This window comes from Nitrospirota bacterium, from assembly GCA_016212185.1.
Lineage (GTDB): Bacteria > Nitrospirota > Thermodesulfovibrionia > UBA6902 > DSMQ01 > JACRGX01.
In genome coordinates this window covers 36,728-51,603 of sequence record JACRGX010000061.1, presented here as the reverse complement: position 1 = coordinate 51,603, position 14,876 = coordinate 36,728, and the positions used below count along the sequence as shown (strand labels likewise).

19 protein-coding genes and 1 tRNA gene are annotated in these 14,876 nt (G+C 42.3%); 9 read left to right on the top strand and 11 right to left on the bottom strand.

Annotated features, from left to right (window positions below; all coding sequences use genetic code 11):
* The first annotated feature begins 59 nt into the window (after positions 1-59).
* The 5 genes from HZA10_07260 to HZA10_07240 all read left to right on the top strand — a co-directional run bounded on the left by HZA10_07260 (position 60) and on the right by HZA10_07240 (position 1,957).
* Entirely contained in the window at positions 60-386 is a 327-nt protein-coding gene (locus HZA10_07260; protein ID MBI5196104.1) for a PilZ domain-containing protein, read from the top strand.
* Positions 387-484: 98 nt separating this feature from the next.
* The gene (locus tag HZA10_07255; GenBank protein ID MBI5196103.1) at positions 485-778 is read left to right on the top strand and encodes a hypothetical protein; all 294 of its coding nucleotides are present in this window, start codon (positions 485-487) and stop codon (positions 776-778) included.
* Positions 775-1,065 (top strand): hypothetical protein, encoded by a 291-nt coding sequence (locus HZA10_07250; GenBank protein MBI5196102.1) that lies wholly within the window; start codon positions 775-777, stop codon positions 1,063-1,065. Before HZA10_07255 ends, HZA10_07250 begins: the two co-directional genes overlap by 4 nt.
* Positions 1,066-1,304: 239 nt before the next feature.
* A complete protein-coding gene (locus HZA10_07245; protein MBI5196101.1) occupies positions 1,305-1,595 on the top strand; it encodes a hypothetical protein in 291 nt (96 codons plus the stop codon).
* A complete protein-coding gene (locus HZA10_07240) occupies positions 1,592-1,957 on the top strand; it encodes a hypothetical protein (protein MBI5196100.1) in 366 nt (121 codons plus the stop codon). The genes HZA10_07245 and HZA10_07240 overlap by 4 nt, the downstream gene beginning before the upstream one ends.
* Positions 1,958-2,024: 67 nt before the next feature.
* Here HZA10_07240 and HZA10_07235 read toward each other — a convergent pair.
* The 11 genes from HZA10_07235 to HZA10_07185 form a co-directional block, all read right to left on the bottom strand.
* Positions 2,025-2,100 (bottom strand) — tRNA-Ala (locus HZA10_07235).
* A gap of 70 nt (positions 2,101-2,170) precedes the next feature.
* Positions 2,171-2,899: a tRNA1(Val) (adenine(37)-N6)-methyltransferase gene (locus HZA10_07230; protein ID MBI5196099.1), complete on the bottom strand. Its 729-nt coding sequence runs from the start codon at positions 2,897-2,899 to the stop codon at positions 2,171-2,173.
* A 34-nt stretch (positions 2,900-2,933) separates the two neighbouring features.
* Positions 2,934-3,629: an HAD-IA family hydrolase gene (locus HZA10_07225; GenBank protein ID MBI5196098.1), complete on the bottom strand. Its 696-nt coding sequence runs from the start codon at positions 3,627-3,629 to the stop codon at positions 2,934-2,936.
* Between the two features lie 74 nt (positions 3,630-3,703).
* Complete coding sequence (locus HZA10_07220; GenBank protein MBI5196097.1) at positions 3,704-4,108, bottom strand: F0F1 ATP synthase subunit epsilon; 405 nt, start codon at positions 4,106-4,108, stop codon at positions 3,704-3,706.
* A 49-nt stretch (positions 4,109-4,157) separates the two neighbouring features.
* Positions 4,158-5,579: a F0F1 ATP synthase subunit beta gene (atpD, locus tag HZA10_07215; protein ID MBI5196096.1), complete on the bottom strand. Its 1,422-nt coding sequence runs from the start codon at positions 5,577-5,579 to the stop codon at positions 4,158-4,160.
* Positions 5,580-5,676: 97 nt separating this feature from the next.
* Positions 5,677-6,543 (bottom strand): ATP synthase F1 subunit gamma, encoded by an 867-nt coding sequence (gene atpG / locus HZA10_07210; protein MBI5196095.1) that lies wholly within the window; start codon positions 6,541-6,543, stop codon positions 5,677-5,679.
* Between the two features lie 56 nt (positions 6,544-6,599).
* Positions 6,600-8,117 (bottom strand): F0F1 ATP synthase subunit alpha, encoded by a 1,518-nt coding sequence (locus HZA10_07205; protein MBI5196094.1) that lies wholly within the window; start codon positions 8,115-8,117, stop codon positions 6,600-6,602.
* Between the two features lie 95 nt (positions 8,118-8,212).
* Positions 8,213-8,749, bottom strand: coding sequence for an ATP synthase F1 subunit delta (gene atpH / locus HZA10_07200; GenBank protein ID MBI5196093.1), 537 nt, complete (start codon positions 8,747-8,749; stop codon positions 8,213-8,215).
* Positions 8,746-9,357, bottom strand: coding sequence for a F0F1 ATP synthase subunit B (gene atpF / locus HZA10_07195; protein MBI5196092.1), 612 nt, complete (start codon positions 9,355-9,357; stop codon positions 8,746-8,748). The genes atpH and atpF overlap by 4 nt, the downstream gene beginning before the upstream one ends.
* Entirely contained in the window at positions 9,354-9,773 is a 420-nt protein-coding gene (locus HZA10_07190) for an ATP synthase F0 subunit B (GenBank protein ID MBI5196091.1), read from the bottom strand. Before HZA10_07190 ends, atpF begins: the two co-directional genes overlap by 4 nt.
* A 258-nt stretch (positions 9,774-10,031) precedes the next feature.
* A complete protein-coding gene (locus HZA10_07185; GenBank protein MBI5196090.1) occupies positions 10,032-11,660 on the bottom strand; it encodes a hypothetical protein in 1,629 nt (542 codons plus the stop codon).
* A gap of 221 nt (positions 11,661-11,881) precedes the next feature.
* Here HZA10_07185 and tolQ point away from each other — a divergent pair, with 221 nt between their 5' ends.
* The 4 genes from tolQ to tolB all read left to right on the top strand — a co-directional run bounded on the left by tolQ (position 11,882) and on the right by tolB (position 14,847).
* Complete coding sequence (gene tolQ / locus HZA10_07180) at positions 11,882-12,541, top strand: protein TolQ (GenBank protein ID MBI5196089.1); 660 nt, start codon at positions 11,882-11,884, stop codon at positions 12,539-12,541.
* On the top strand, positions 12,513-12,902 hold the full coding sequence (gene tolR, locus HZA10_07175; protein MBI5196088.1) for a protein TolR: 390 nt from the start codon (positions 12,513-12,515) through the stop codon (positions 12,900-12,902). Before tolQ ends, tolR begins: the two co-directional genes overlap by 29 nt.
* A complete protein-coding gene (gene tolA, locus HZA10_07170) occupies positions 12,899-13,591 on the top strand; it encodes a cell envelope integrity protein TolA (GenBank protein MBI5196087.1) in 693 nt (230 codons plus the stop codon). The genes tolR and tolA overlap by 4 nt, the downstream gene beginning before the upstream one ends.
* Positions 13,592-13,674: 83 nt before the next feature.
* Positions 13,675-14,847 (top strand): Tol-Pal system beta propeller repeat protein TolB, encoded by a 1,173-nt coding sequence (tolB, locus tag HZA10_07165; protein MBI5196086.1) that lies wholly within the window; start codon positions 13,675-13,677, stop codon positions 14,845-14,847.
* Positions 14,848-14,876 lie beyond the last annotated feature (29 nt).

The window sequence follows — 14,876 nt, the reverse complement described above, 5'->3', positions numbered from 1 at the left end:
AATTTCATTGAAGAAAATTCCCCTTTGAAAAATTTAATAATAGTGGTAGAATTATTAATATGGACGACAGAAGGCGCGCTAAGCGAATTGTTATTAAGCTGAAAGCGGAGATTGTCACTGAAAGTCAGGGAAATAATATAGGATATTTAGAAAATCTTTCAGAGGAAGGCATATACATGATAAGTGCGCCTACAAATCCTATGATTGATTTTCAGCCCGGGACGATATTTGATTTAAAATTTCAGCTTTCTTCAGGTCAAAAAGTAAACCTCCACTGCAAAGTTAAATGGTCCTTTAAAACCCCGCCCCACGGATTAACAAACAGCATGGGGCTGGAAATCATTGACCCGCCCAAAGAGTATAAAGAGTTATTGAACACGCTGTAGCACGCCCCTGTTTTACACAAAAAACTTCATCTTTATTGACCGCAGAGACAATATGTGGTAGTCTGTGAGAAGGGAAATCCAGAAAAAAGGAGGAAGCTATGATATCAAATGCTGAGATCATTCCGGGTATTATTGCCATGATAAGCAGTCTAATTGCAATGGTCATGTTAAGCAGGGTCATCCCAATAATCGGCGGAAGTATCGGCCGTATGATTAAGATGATGGTTACAGGCATTTTCTTTTCAGTTTTTCTTCATGCAGGGTTTGAGCTTGCCGCAGGATTCGGATTAATAAGTGAAGGTTCGCTTATGATTATAATGGGAATACTTATTACAGCAGGGGCAATTGCATTCATTGCCGCCGGAAATATAGGGATAAAATCTCTCAAATGACAACTGAGGAAATCTACATAGAATTACTTACTGAAATAATTAAAAGCAAAAAGAAGCTGTTCGGGGATTTAGCTGTAAATAAAATCCGCCATATAAAAAATCTCTTTGTAGATATTAATGAAAATGTCACCTCTATTTCAGGAGATCCGGAAATAATTCTAAGGGAAGTTCTGCGGGAATACAGAAAACTATCAGGAGAATTTTCAGAAATTTTAGCTAAGGTTATAATGATTAGAATAATGCAGAAATATCCTGAATTTAACCTGCCTGAAGAATTTTATAAGTAACGTAAAAAGCGGAACTGATCCCGAGGGATCGGGACGACCTGTTGAATGCCATTTATTTCCAAGCCAAGCCTGTATTTCATCTGATGTCAGATAGTGCTTGATACTGCTTGAGAATTTCAAACTTAGGGGATAACATCTTATCCGGTGTTATCCCTTCTTTTCCCTTGTCAAACATACAAAAACTATACAATTAACTGTTATGGTTGACATAATTATCTCATAGGTATAATATACCATTAATGAAAGCGGATTTAATAAGGTCTGAAAAAATTATAGATGAGCTTGAAAACACTATTGAGATTAAGATGTGGAAATTACCAGAACCCACAGAGGACAAACCGCATGGCTATAAATATTCACTGGTTTATGTTGTAAATGAAGTAAGGGTGATAGGCTATGACAATGCAGAAGGCAAAGGAGACCACAGGCATGTAAAAGAAAGGACTGGGGCTTATAAATTTGTCAGCCTTAGAAAATTGGCATATGACTTTTATAATGATGTTGAAAAATACAAGAGAGGTGAACTATGAGAGTAAAAAAAATCAAGATAGGCATTAAGGACATAAAAACAGCACTTGATGATTTTGTAAAGACCGGCGAGGCTATTGCAAGAGGAGAAAAAGTAAAGAAGGAAACAGGTGTTTACTTCACCACGTTTACAGCGTTTAGAAAGGTTATGACCCCTAAAAGGCTTGAACTCCTGCACATCATCAAGATAAAAAAACCTTCTTCACTCAATGAACTTGCACGGATGGCAAAAAGGGATGTTAAGAATGTGGTTGATGACGTGAAGTACTTGGAGCGTATCGGACTGATTGAAAAGAAAGCAGAAAATAATAAGACAGCACCTATCATAAGGTATGACAAGATAGCGTTAGAAATAGCGGTGTAAAAAAGATTAAAGTAGAGCTAATCCCGAGAAGTCGGGACGCTCTCCACAAAATCTTTCAGGAAATATTTGGTGGAGCTGAACGGGATCGAACCGTCGACCTCTTGAATGCCATTCAAGCGCTCTCCCAACTGAGCTACAGCCCCTTAAAAACAGTGAACAGTTGACAGTTAACAGTGTAGAGTTTGAAATAATAACAGCTATCTTAAAGCAGTGTCAACCTTCGCCGTAAATTTTTTTCATCTCAGCCGTGTATTCACTGCCCTTTTCGTAGATATAAAGCGGCGGAGCAATCTTAAGCCACGCGCCTGAGCCTTTGACTGCCTCAATCAAGACCATCTTTGCCTCTTCGCCCGCCCGTGAATGCACGAACCTCAGTCTCTTAGGCTCAAGGCGCGCCTTTTGTAGGAGAACAATTACTTCCACAAGCCTGAATGGATGATAAATCATAAAAAAGCTGCCGGCATTTTTTATAAGATAAGCGGCAGTGTCAATTAATTCAGGCAGGGTTATTTTTATCTCATGCCTTGCAACTGCGCGTTCTTCGTCCGTGCTTAAACGTCCTGATCTGGTTTTTCTAAAGGGCGGATTGGAGAATGCAAAATCAAATTTTCCGGAAGGGAATATTTTTTTAAGATTTCTTATGTCTTCATTCATGACCTCAATCCTGTTGCTTAGCCTGTTCAGTTTAACATTTTTCTCCGCACACCCGGCAAGGGGCTCCTGCAATTCTACTGCGGTTAATTTTATATTCTTATTCCTTTTTGCAAGGAGCATTGATATAATCCCTGAGCCTGCGCCAAGCTCTATGCCTCTGCAACGGCTTTTACAGTAAATAAAATCCTCAAGCAAAAGCGCATCAACGCTGAACCTGTAGCCGGTTTTTGCCTGGAAAAGTTTTATATATTTAATGCTGTCGTATGTCTCGTCGGGTTTGGGTTTCATTCTATCCGTATAGATAATAAAGACATATGTGCCTTTATCTGAATTTATTAATTTCAGCCAGCACGCCTGTCACTTCCCCAAAACTATCTATCATAAAATCCGCATCTTTCAGCATATCCCTTTTGCGGAATCCGTACGTGACAGCGATAATTTTTATCCCGGCGGAATGCGCTGATTCAACATCGTAATTGCTGTCTCCTATCATAACCGCCTCTTGCTTCGGCACGCTCAATCTTTTTAAAACCTCCAGCACCGGCACTGGTGAAGGCTTGTTTTCAGCAACGCTGTCGCTGCCAAGCACAACCTCAAAAAATTTTGAAAGACCAAGTCCTTCAAGAACGCCTTTGGACAGCGCCTCGCGCTTGTTGGAGATAACTGCCTTTTTATAATCTCCAAGTTTTAAAAGCGTTTCATTTACACCCGGATACGGCTTTGTATTATCCAAAAGATGCGCAGTGTAATATTCAAGAAACCTGTTGAGCGCTATTTTGACAGCAGAAAAATCCCCCCGCCCCCCCTTTTCTAAAGGGGGGTTAGGATGGATTAAATCTCCAGCAAGTACAAGGGATTCAATCAGTTTTGATATGCCTGAGCCAACCATAGCTTTAGTCTCCTCAACAGAATATGCTCTCTGACTAAAAGGCTTCAAGGCATAGTTAACCGCGTCTGTAATATCCTGTGATGTGTCTACGAGCGTGCCGTCAAGGTCAAAAATCAAGAGTTTAATCATAGATAATAAGGAAAACTTAGAAAGAGAAGTTAAGAAATGGGGAATAAAAAACTTTATTTTTTATTCCCCATTTCTCACTTTCTTTTTTCGGAAATCTGTATTCTTGTCGTGGCCCTTTCAAGCGATGCCAGAGCCCTTGTATGGTCCACATTTTCTGCCTGTTTAAGTCTGTCCTCAGCGCGTTTTTTAGCCGACAATGCCCTCTCAACTTCTATTTCCTCAGATTTTTCAGCGCTGTCCGCAAGGATTATTACCTTGTCAGGCCCCACCTCGGCATATCCCCAATTGACAAAAAAATGTCCGGTTTCACTGCCTCTTTTGTAAGTCAGCATTCCGATTTTTAGGGTTGCAAGAAAAGGCGTATGTCCGGGCAGAACTCCGAATTCGCCTTCGCTTCCTGATGCATTAATCTCTTCAACATAATCATTAAAAATCATGCCGTAAGGTGTAACAATTTCAAGCTTCAGTTTGTTTTCCATTGTCTTTCTTCACTGTCTACTGTTACCTGTCAATAGTTAACTGTTGTTGTTAAGCCTTTCTGCTCCAGCCTAATTTCTTAGCCTTTTCTTCAACCTCTTCTATGGGGCCTGCCATATAAAACGCCTGTTCCGGGATATCATCGTATTCTCCGTTTGCAATAGCCTTAAAGCCTTTTATTGTATCTGCAAGTTTTACATATTTACCCTTCATTCCGGTAAATGTCTCTGCCACATGGAACGGCTGGCTTAAAAATCTCTGCAGTTTCCTCGCGCGAGCAACAGTAAGTTTATCGTCCTCAGACAGTTCTTCCATTCCAAGAATGGCAATAATGTCCTGCAGTTCTTTATATCTCTGAAGTACTACCTGAACCTTCCTTGCTACTGCATAGTGGTCCTCGCCGACAACCTTCGGGTCCAGGATTCTTGATGTTGAATCAAGGGGGTCAACGGCGGGATAAATACCGAGCTCCGAAATCTGCCTTGAAAGAACGACTGTTCCATCAAGATGCGTAAATGCCGTAGCAACGGCAGGGTCAGTAAGGTCATCGGCAGGGACATAAATTGCCTGCATAGATGTGATGGAGCCCTTTTTTGTTGAGGTAATTCTCTCCTGCAATATTCCCATGTCCGTTCCAAGGTTGGGCTGGTAACCGACTGCCGACGGCATTCTTCCGAGAAGCGCTGACACCTCAGCGCCGGCAAGTGTATATCTGAAAATGTTATCTATGAAAATAAGCACGTCCTGCCCCTGATCCCTGAAATTCTCTGCAACTGTCAGCGCTGATAATGCAACCCGCGCCCTTGCGCCGGGCGGCTCATTCATCTGTCCGTAAATTAAAGCTGCCTTTGGAAGGACGCCTGAATGTTTCATTTCAAGATACAGGTCATTTCCTTCTCTGGTCCTTTCACCAACGCCCGCAAACACAGACACACCGCCGTGAACCATTGCAATATTGTGAATCATCTCCATGATAACAACTGTCTTGCCGACTCCGGCTCCGCCGAACATGCCCATCTTACCGCCTCTGACAAACGGAACAAGAAGATCAAAGACCTTAACCCCTGTCTCAAAGACCTGCGTTGTAGTTTCCTGCTCCACAAATTCAGGGGGCTCCTTGTGAATAGGCCATCTTTCCTTGGCATTAACCGGACCGAGCTGATCCACTGGCTCGCCTATGACATTTATTATCCTTCCGAGTGTTTCATTGCCGACCGGGACCGTAATAGGCTTGCCCGTGTCAAACACCTTCATCCCCCTTACAAGCCCATCGGTTGTTGACATAGCAATAGTCCTTACCATGTTTTCACCGAGATGGCTTGCAACTTCAAGCGTTACATTGATGTCGGGTATGCCCTTCTGCATATCGCCCTGCTGTTTAATTTCAAGCGCATTTAAAATTGCAGGTAATTTTTTCTCAAATTCAACATCAACAACAGCGCTTATGACCTGTGCAACTTTGCCTTCATTCATGATTTATACCCTCCATTATGTCAGGGGTTGGTAATTGGGGATTAGGGATTATTATAAAACCAATCCCAAACCCCAAATCCCTATTCCCTGTTTTTTATTATTTCAACGCCTCCACGCCGCCTACTATATCCATAAGTTCCTTTGTGATATTTGCCTGTCTTGCCTTGTTGTACTGCAGCGTGAGCTTGCCTATCATTTCATCCGCATTCTGTGTTGCATTTTCCATTGCCGTCATCCTTGCAGCTTCTTCAGATGCCTGTGATTCAAGGATGGACCTGTAAACCTGCACCTCTATGTTCTTGGGAAGAAGCTGGTTTAAGATATTCTCACGCGAGGGTTCGTATATGAAAGATGCCGGCATTTCAGCCTTTTCTCTTGATAGTTCTATAGGAGCAACAGGCAGAAGCTTTGCCGTTGTGACCTTTTGAGCCATAACTGTTTTAAATTCATTGTAAATGAGAAAGACTTCGTCAATTGTTTCATTAATATAGTTATCAATAACATCAACAGCCACCTTCTGCACGTCAGAATAAATCCCTTTTCCCGACAATCCAGTCCATGTCTTGCGCATAGGAACATTGCGTCTTTTAAAATAATCAAAAGCCTTTTTACCTACCGCATTGAGGCTTACGTTAAATCCTTTTTGTTTCAGTTCTGCGATAAACTTTGCCGCTGTCTTTAAGATATTTGAATTAAACGCACCGCATAACCCCCTGTCGCTCGTCATGACAATTACCTCAACGGTCTTTTTCGACCTTACGGTAAGCAATGGGTGCAGGCCTTCGCTTTCTCCCGACAAACCGGCAATCACGGAATTCATCTTGTCCGCATAAGCCCTCATCTCAAGCATCCTTGTCTGGGCTTTTCTGAGCTTTGAAGCAGCCACCATTTTCATAGCCTTGGTAATCTGCTTTGTATTTTTAACGGCGTTTATCCTTCTTTTTATGTCTCTTAAAGTAGCCATGCCTTAATCCGGAAGTTGTTTATATTTATTTTTTTATTGTTCACTGTTCACTGTTGTTATGCCTGGAATCCTTTCTTAAATTCATCTATTGATTTTGCGAGTTTATCCTTCAGGGCTTCATCTATCGCCTTCTTTTCCCTTATCTCCTTACGGATATCTTCTTTTGCATCGCCCATATACTTGAGCAGTTCATCTTCAAACTTTTTAATGGATTCAACCGGAATGTCATCAAGATAACCATTAGCGCCTGCAAATAAACCAATTATCTGGTCTTCCAGCGCAAGCGGCACAAACTGGTCCTGCTTAAGAAGTTCCACCATTCTCTTGCCGCGCTCTATCTGTGCAAGGGTTGACTTATCAAGGTCTGAGCCGAACTGGGCAAAAGCCGCAAGCTCCCTGAACTGCGCAAGGTCCAGTCTGAGTGTTCCGGCAACCTGCTTCATCGCCTTTGTCTGTGCGGCGCCTCCGACACGGCTCACGGAAAGCCCTACGTTAACCGCAGGCCTTATGCCCGCATAAAAAAGCTCGGGCTCAAGATATATCTGTCCGTCTGTTATGGAAATAACGTTGGTTGGAATATAGCCTGACACGTCGCCTGCCTGCGTTTCAATAATAGGAAGGGCTGTCAGCGAACCTCCGCCTAATTTATCCGAGAGCTTTGCCGCCCTTTCAAGAAGCCTTGAATGCAGATAAAAGACATCGCCCGGAAAGGCCTCACGTCCCGGCGGCCTTCTGAGCAGAAGCGAAAGCTGTCTGTATGCGGTTGCCTGTTTACTCAGATCATCATAAATTATCAAAGCATGTCTGCCGTTGTCTCTGAAATATTCGCCGATTGCGCATCCTGTGTAAGGGGCAATGTACTGAAGCGGGGCCGGCTCGCTTGCAGCAGAGGTGACTACAATCGTATGCTCCATAGCTCCCTCTTCCTCAAGTTTTTTAACAACACGGACGACATTGGACCGCTTCTGTCCTATTGCAACATATATGCACACAACGCCTGTGCCCTTCTGATTTATTATTGCGTCAATAGCTATTGCTGTTTTTCCCGTCTGGCGGTCGCCGATGATGAGTTCCCTCTGCCCTCTTCCTATGGGAATCATTGCATCTATTGCCTTAAGCCCTGTCTGAAGCGGCTCTCTGACAGGCTGTCTGTCAATTATGCCGGGCGCAACAACATCAACCATTCTTTTGTCTTTTGTATTTACCGGACCCTTTCCGTCAACCGGCTGTCCTATTGCATTAACCACCCTGCCTAATAAGGCGTCTCCAACAGGCACCTCCATAATCCTGCCCGTACGCTTGACTATATCGCCTTCTTTAATAAGAGTGTCCTCGCCAAAAAGAACTATGCCGACAGAATCCTCCTCAAGGTTAAGCGCCATGCCAAAAACCCCATTTGGAAATTCAAGGAGTTCAGACGCCATTGCCTTGTCAAGCCCGTAGACTTTTGCAATCCCGTCTCCGACCTTAACAACCGTGCCGACTTCACTCACATCAACACGCTTTTCAAAATCAGTTATCTGTTTTTTTATCAGCTCACTGATCTCCTGAGCCTTAATATCTGTAATTTCCATTAAATCACCCCCGATAAAATTAAAGTTAAAAATTGAAAATTAAAAGTTATCCCGACGCTTCGGGATAACTCTTAACTCTAAACTCTTAACTGTTTTCAGTTCATAAGTGTTGTCCTTAAAACTCTGAGCTGTCCCTTGAGGCTGCTGTCATAAACAGTGCTTCCCACTTTAACAATGAAGCCGCCGATTAGGGATTCATCCGTCTGGTTTTCTATTTCAATGTCCCTTTGCGTCATGGATTTTAAAGCCGTTCTCAGCCGTTCGATGTAATTACTGCTCAGAGGGGCGGGTGATATTACCAAGGCCCTCGCCTTTTTCAGTCTTTCATTATGTATCTGAACCGCTAATTTGATGATTTCCTTAATCACACCCAGATGCCCCTCCGCCACAACAAAAGAGAGGAACTTTCTGGTATCTTCTGACACATTGAGACGGGGCAGCACTATACTCAAAGCCTTGCCCCTTTCTTCTTCGGTAAACAACCGGCTCGCAAACACCAGCTTAAGTTTTTTGTCTGCATTAATGACAGATGCAAAAGCCTCAATTTCCTCAATTACCTTGCCGACCTTTGCGGTATCAACCGAATTAATCAGCGCCCTGCTGTATTTTTTTGCAATCTGATATTTATTCAATTCTTAACCTCTCCGGCAGTATGGGCAATTTTCCGGATATATTCCTCTGTAAGCCTTTCATGCCCCTTTGCATCAAGTTTTTCTTTTATCTGTTTTTCGGCAAGTTCAAGCGCCATAAGAGCCGCCTCTGATTTTATCGCCTTTTTTGCCTTTTGAAGTTCATATTCTATGTTTGCCTTTGCCTGTTCAATTATCTTGTTCTTCAGGCTTTCCCCCTGCGCAATAAGCGCCTCTTTCTCCCTTTCCCCTGCCTTTTTTGCCGACTCAAGTATATTATTTATTTCTTTGTCCATGCCTAAAAGCCTCGCCTGCACTTCGGAAAAAGCCTTTTTTGCAAGTTCCTTCGCCTCCTCAGCCTCTTTCAGGGATTTCTCAATAAGCTCAGTGCGCTTTTTGAGGAATTCACTGATAGGCTTACGCCCAAATTTAACAAGGATGGCAACAAGAATCGCAAAATTTAGAACAGGCCAGAGCATGTCTTTAAAAGAAGCTGCATGCTCAGCCCCTTCAGAGGCAAACACCGAAGAAACAGTGAACAGTGAACAGTGAACAGTGAACAGTAAAAAACTATTAATTATTAACTTATACCTTTTAACTTTTCTCTTCATACCGTTATCAGCTTTCTTGTAATCTCATCGGCAAATTTATTTACCTCTGACTTCAGCGCCTTTCTTGAATTTTCAACCTCGGCGCCAAGTTCCTTCAATGCCCTTGCAGTCATCTCAGATGCCTCTTTTCCGGCTGTGTCAACAAACCCCTTCTGTACATTTAAACCATCAGTCTTATATTCCTCGTGAATGGTCCTTGCCTGATGTCTCACTTCAAGGAGCCTTGCGTTTATCTTGTTTATTAAATCATCTTTTTCCAGCCCCATTGTCTTTGCGCTGTCAAGGGCGTTTTTCATCCGGTCCTGCCGTTCCTTGAACATGCGCAGAAGGGGTTTGAAGAGAATTTGATTTAAAAGCACGATAAGAAGCAGAAAATTAATCAGCTGGACAAAAAACCACTTGTTAATTTCTAACATCCCGTCTCCTTAAAATTTCAAGAGATTATAAATGAGGAAAAACGTAGAAAAAGTAACATAGTAGAAAAGGTTTGTCAACAAGGCTATTTTTATAAAAATATTTAGAAAGTTTATAGGTCCGCGAAGACTTCAGGATTTTCATAAATCCGCCCCTTGCCGTAAATGCTATTTTCAAGTTTTACACCTTTGCCCGGAAGGGCATATTTTGCAGGCTGGGGCACGGATTTCCACAAGTAATAGCCTCAATCCAAAATGAGATTATGGCAATGATAATACCATAGCGTCTTCCGGCCTGATTAAATCCTTCATATCCAGAGAACCTGACATTATTTTTAATGAATGCTCAAATGCCACATTTGCCTCATCGTTTTCCCCGAGACGGGAAAATATCTGCCCCTTTGTCACATAGGCTCTTGCCAGATTCTTTAAAGAAAAGTCCGTATCTCTCATCGGAACCTTTTCATTTATTACATCTGAATAACGTTTTAATACTTTATATACATCCTGCAACGCCGGCATGTATTCATTTTTCCTTAAATATGCCAAACCCCGGTCATAATAAAAAACATACAATCGCGGTTCTTTTTCTACGACATCAGTCCAGAAACGCACTTCATCAGTCCACACCTTATTTCTCTGGTATGCGGTAAAAGAAAACGGCAAGCCGAGGGCTAAAAGAACAATAAAAAACACAAGCGTAAATCTATTGGAATTGCCCGTTTTTCTTCCTATCAACCAGGAGATTAAGGCAGAAACTGATGCAAAAAAACCAACGCTCGGCAGATATACCCTGTGCTCAAAAATCAAATCCCTTATTGAAATTATTGAAGACTCTACGGAAAGTGTAAGAAAAAACCACACAATTCCAATGGAAAAAAGCCGATATGCAGGCGCATACTGCGGGTCTGCAGCCTTCGCCTTTTTCCACAAGTATATCGCACTCCAACTAATTAAAAGAAGCAAACAGAGGGAGAGTATTACTTTTATCTCAAAGATTGAATGAGAAGCTGTGTAATCATATAACACCCTTTGTTTTATTGGCAGAAAAAGTAATCCAATATAATTGATTATTACCCTGAATTGTGTGATCAGATATTCATAGGACGATAGGTCTGATGCTTCGTGTAATTTTGCCAGACGCGTCATCTCTGTAACGCCTCTGCTGTCAACCAGTCCCCAGTCAGGTCCGAACAATGAAATTGGAATCAGAATTAGAGAAAGAGCATGGGGTATCAAAAAGAAAAATCTCTTTTTAAAATATACTGAATCTTTAAATAACAGCAGTTCAAAAACTGCCATAATAAAAGGAATAGTAATTGCTGTCTCCTTTGACTTTACAGCCAGCGCTGTGCTTATAATTGATAGAATACAAATTACATACTTAACAAACCCTATCCTATTCATTTCAAACATTACACGGCTCTTGATGTACAGAAGAATACTCAGAAGGTAAAAGAATACTGCAAGAGAAGTGAACCTTTGCGTCACAAAAGAAATAGCCTGCGTTTGTACCGGATGCACAAGAAAAAGAAATCCGGTCAAAAATGCCGTTGCCTGCCATGTCCTCTGACTGCTTTTGCCGCCGGCAGTTTCAATTATCAGTCCTATCAGAAAAAAAACCAATATTGAGTTTAAGATATGAACAATAACATTAAAGAGGTGATAACCAAACGGGTTATAACCGCCGACAGCATAATTAAATGCAAACGATAAATCTACAACATACCGTAAGTCACCAAAAGTTGTGACATACGAAGAAATATCGCAGATAAGGGGATTAGACACAATATAATCAAAATCATCAAATACAAATACCCCGTTTAGAATTACATCAGAATAGATTAATAATCCGATTATTGTATAGGAAATTGATGCTATTAACCCCATGCGAATATCATAATTATTTTTATTTTCAGTCAGCATATGGCTCTTTATGTTAAAAACTTTTAAATTGCCTTTAATGGGAGAGTTAGCAAGTTTGTTATGTTAAGATATGTTTGGGTTTCAAAATATGTGCAATTTTTAGCACAAGGGAATTTTTATGTCAAGAAAAACTTTGTGTCAAATTCTTTGACTTTTTAAGTGCTTTTTTCTAAACTCTAATAGTCATGGGCGGCGATACAGTACTAAACCTCATACTTCAGGCAGGGTTTGTCGTAAAAATTGTCCTCTTAGTTTTGCTTTTCTTTTCCATATTTTCATGGGCCATTATTTTTTATAAGTTCAGATTTCTTTCAAAGCTCGAAAGCGAGTCAGAGGAATTCCAGCGCGCCTTCGCAAAAAGCAAAGACCGCACTGCCTTATACCAGTCTACAAAAAGAATGACGCTGAGTCCGCTGGTTAATCTCTTCCGCGCCGCTTATTCAGAAGAGGAGAACGCACCTGCACTCCGTGACGATTTAAAAAGAAATTTAAAAAGGATTGAGGCCTTAGAGGCGGCGCGTCTTGAAAAGTATCTCACATTCCTTGCCACAACAGGCTCAACTACGCCATTTATCGGACTCTTCGGCACCGTATGGGGAATAATGAATGCATTCAGGGGAATCGGCAGGGCCGGCTCAGCTTCGCTTGCAGTTGTTGCGCCGGGAATAGCTGAGTCCCTCATAGCCACAGCCGCAGGGCTTGCAGCCGCAATTCCCGCAGTAGTCGCCTATAATTATTACCTCAGCAGGGTGCGCAAAAATATAATAGCCATGGAAGACTTTTCACAGGAATTAATAGACTCTTTTATAAGGAATCATGGAGAAACAAAGACAGGCACTCTCTGAGATTAACGTCACCCCTTTTGTAGATGTCATGCTTGTGCTGCTCGTAATCTTCATGGTTACCGCCCCCCTGCTTCAGCAGGGCATGGACGTTAACCTCCCCAAGACAAGCGGCAAAGAGATGACACCCTCGGAGCGGATTGTCATAACAATCAAAAAAGACGGCAGTATTTATGTTGACAGGTCGGCAGTAAACATGGAAGGACTTAAATCAATGCTTGCAGGCAAATCCGGCAGAGACGTCTTTTTAAAAGCCGACAAGGATGTGCCTTACGGGCTCGTAGTGGAAGTAATGGGAGAGCTGAAAGAGATAGGGATAGAAAGGCTCGGGATGGTTACTGAGCCAAAAACCTTATTTAAATGAGACGCTCCACTTTAAGCCGTCACCGTTACATCATCCGGAAAGAACCGGACATCTCAAAAATTGTCATTGCCTCTGCATTACTGCACTTGCTTTTCGCTGCCTTAATAGCCGTTCCGCTTGCATCAAGGCAGAAAGAATTCCGCAGCTATATTGTCAATATAGTTGAACCGCTTGAAATTGAGCCTGCGGAAGAAACGGCATACCGTGGAGAAACTAACGCAGAAGAGATTCAGAAAAATGCGGAAATAAAGCACAAGCCGGACGCTTCACTGGAATCCGCTAAAAAATTTTCCAAAGAGATTGAGCGGCTTCGTGCAATAGAAAAATTATCCGCCCTTAAAAAGTTAAAGGAAAAAAGCAGCAAGGTACAGGTAGTGGGGAAAAAAAGCAGCGGCAGGATTTTGCCGTCTGTGCACAGCGAAGGGGCAGAGGGCGATGCGGATTCTTATTACAGCATTATCACACGCAGAATCTGGCAGCAGTGGATTTATCCTGATATCAAAACTTCAGGACTTGAAACAATGGTATCAATAAAAATTTCAGGAGACGGGAAAATAATCTCACAAAGGATAGAAAAGTCATCAGGCAATGCCCTGTTTGACCGCTCGGCGCTTAATGCCGTTTCAAAGGCAAGCCCCCTTCCACCGCCTCCGGTTGAAATGGAAATCGGGATAAGGTTTTATCTATGAAAATAGAGCACAGATTGCAGATCTCAGAATCCAGACGTGCTAACAAAGTGTTATTTTTATCTTTTATCTGTATTCTGTGTTCTGTGTTCTGTGTTCTGTGTTCTGCTGATGCCAAGATCTACATTGATATAACATCGCCGGCATTAAGAAAACTTCCGGTATCATTCGCTTTCTCCGGTTCAAAAGAGGCGGAAAAACTTACAGAGATTGTCAAAAACGACCTTGATTTCACCGGAATCTTTAACCCGTTAGAGCCAGGAGTTAAGGGCGCTGAGATTACAGTTAATATTGATGTGAATGTCGCAGACAATGTGCTCACCGCTAATGTGTCAGTCTTTGACCTTATTGAAAACAGGGAAATACTCAGGAAAAAGTATGAGGCAGGGGAAAATATTATCCGCACGCTGTCCCACAGCATTTCCAACAACATCTATAAGGTAATTACCGGGCAGGATGGCGTCTTCAGAACCAGGATTGCATACATCACTGACGCTTCAGGGAAAAAAGAGCTTCACCTGATGGACTTTGACGGCTACAGCGACCAGAAAATAGTTGTAAAGGGGCTTACATTCAGCCATAACTGGTCGCATAGCAGTGAGTATCTGGCGTATTCTTCGGAAAGGGATAAGGAATGGAGCATTTACATCATAAACCTTAACAATTACAATGAGACAGTGCTTTTTTCATCCAAAGGGCTCAATCTCGTCGGAGGCTTCTCACCTGATAATATCATTGCATTTTCTTCATCAAAAGACGGCAGCCCTGAGATATATGTTATGAATATGGATGGAAGCGGCTCCAAAAAACTCACTGAGTCCTTCGGCATTGATGTATCGCCGGTTTTCTCGCCGGACGGCTCAAAGATTGCCTTTGTATCCGACAGGGGGGGCAGCCCCCAGATTTATATAATGAATGCAGACGGCAGCAGCGTAAGAAGGCTTACGTTTGAAGGCAATTACAATACCTCGCCTGTATGGTCTCCGGATGGAAAAGAAATTGCCTATGTCGGAAGGAAGAATATGAATAATCAGATTTTTGTGATAAAATTAAGTACCCTTGAAATCAGTCAACTTACTGAGAAGGGAAATAATGAATCACCGTCATTTTCCCCTGACGGCATGTTCATAGCATTTGATTCGGACAGGGATGGAACAAAGGGGGTGTGGATAATGCGTGCCGGCGAAACTGGAGAAAGAAAAATTACATCCAATGGAGTTAAAGCAATGGCTCCCAAATGGTCGCCGTATCTTAAATGAACCTCCCCGCCGCAGAGCCGGCGGGGTAT

Excerpts from the sequence above, each read along its gene's own strand:
- HZA10_07260 (MBI5196104.1), top strand. The coding sequence starts at position 60 with ATGGACGACAGAAGGCGCGCTAAGCGAATTGTTATTAAGCTGAAAGCG.
- HZA10_07255 (MBI5196103.1), top strand. The coding sequence starts at position 485 with ATGATATCAAATGCTGAGATCATTCCGGGTATTATTGCCATGATAAGC.
- HZA10_07250 (MBI5196102.1), top strand. The coding sequence starts at position 775 with ATGACAACTGAGGAAATCTACATAGAATTACTTACTGAAATAATTAAA.
- HZA10_07245 (MBI5196101.1), top strand. The coding sequence starts at position 1,305 with ATGAAAGCGGATTTAATAAGGTCTGAAAAAATTATAGATGAGCTTGAA.
- HZA10_07240 (MBI5196100.1), top strand. The coding sequence starts at position 1,592 with ATGAGAGTAAAAAAAATCAAGATAGGCATTAAGGACATAAAAACAGCA.
- HZA10_07230 (MBI5196099.1), bottom strand. The coding sequence starts at position 2,899 with ATGAAACCCAAACCCGACGAGACATACGACAGCATTAAATATATAAAA.
- HZA10_07225 (MBI5196098.1), bottom strand. The coding sequence starts at position 3,629 with ATGATTAAACTCTTGATTTTTGACCTTGACGGCACGCTCGTAGACACA.
- HZA10_07220 (MBI5196097.1), bottom strand. The coding sequence starts at position 4,108 with ATGGAAAACAAACTGAAGCTTGAAATTGTTACACCTTACGGCATGATT.
- atpD (MBI5196096.1), bottom strand. The coding sequence starts at position 5,579 with ATGAATGAAGGCAAAGTTGCACAGGTCATAAGCGCTGTTGTTGATGTT.
- atpG (MBI5196095.1), bottom strand. The coding sequence starts at position 6,543 with ATGGCTACTTTAAGAGACATAAAAAGAAGGATAAACGCCGTTAAAAAT.
- HZA10_07205 (MBI5196094.1), bottom strand. The coding sequence starts at position 8,117 with ATGGAAATTACAGATATTAAGGCTCAGGAGATCAGTGAGCTGATAAAA.
- atpF (MBI5196092.1), bottom strand. The coding sequence starts at position 9,357 with ATGAAGAGAAAAGTTAAAAGGTATAAGTTAATAATTAATAGTTTTTTA.
- HZA10_07190 (MBI5196091.1), bottom strand. The coding sequence starts at position 9,773 with ATGTTAGAAATTAACAAGTGGTTTTTTGTCCAGCTGATTAATTTTCTG.
- HZA10_07185 (MBI5196090.1), bottom strand. The coding sequence starts at position 11,660 with ATGGGGTTAATAGCATCAATTTCCTATACAATAATCGGATTATTAATC.
- tolQ (MBI5196089.1), top strand. The coding sequence starts at position 11,882 with ATGGGCGGCGATACAGTACTAAACCTCATACTTCAGGCAGGGTTTGTC.
- tolR (MBI5196088.1), top strand. The coding sequence starts at position 12,513 with ATGGAGAAACAAAGACAGGCACTCTCTGAGATTAACGTCACCCCTTTT.
- tolA (MBI5196087.1), top strand. The coding sequence starts at position 12,899 with ATGAGACGCTCCACTTTAAGCCGTCACCGTTACATCATCCGGAAAGAA.